Source organism: Bartonella sp. MR100HLJHH (genome assembly GCF_042194215.1).
Taxonomy (GTDB): Bacteria; Pseudomonadota; Alphaproteobacteria; order Rhizobiales; family Rhizobiaceae; genus Bartonella; species Bartonella grahamii.
Window position 1 is genome coordinate 1 of sequence record NZ_JBHIMR010000118.1, and the last position, 531, is coordinate 531.

The 531-nt window shown below is 44.4% G+C and carries 1 pseudogene; it reads left to right on the forward strand.

The features are described 5' to 3' along the window. Nucleotides 1–52 precede the first annotated feature (52 nt). Nucleotides 53–531, forward strand: a pseudogene (locus ACFIJ7_RS09850) (phage late control D family protein); the annotation flags it as partial.

The following is a 531-nucleotide window of genomic DNA, read 5'->3' on the forward strand; positions in this document are numbered from 1 at the left end:
CCCTCCCCTATCCGAAAGCCACACCAGTGATCAGAATTTGGGGTAGCAAATCATGAAACCTTTTTGCACGGTTCTGGCAAATGGAGAAGACATCACCAAAACGCTCATGGATTATGTTTTATCAATTGAAATTACCGATGAAGCAGAAAACAAAAGTGATCGTATCACTATAGAGCTTGATGACCGTGCGCGTGACAGTGATAACGGCTTTCTTGATATTCCTCTTATCGGGACAGTTATTTCCATAACACTTGGCTATGAAGGCGGGAAAAACCGCGATATGGGAGCCTATCTGATAGACGAAATTTCTGTAAGCAGCCCACCGCAAAGCTTAAGTGTTACAGGACGCGCCGCATCAATGAACACGTCTTACAGAACCCCAAAAAGCCAATCCTACCACCAGAAAACCCTTGGCAGTATTGTTCAAGAGATAGCAGAGCGTAATGGCTATACACCAAAGGTTGATCCTTCTCTTGCAAAAATCGTTGTGCGTCACATTGACCAAACAGCTGAAAGCGATATGGCTTTTGC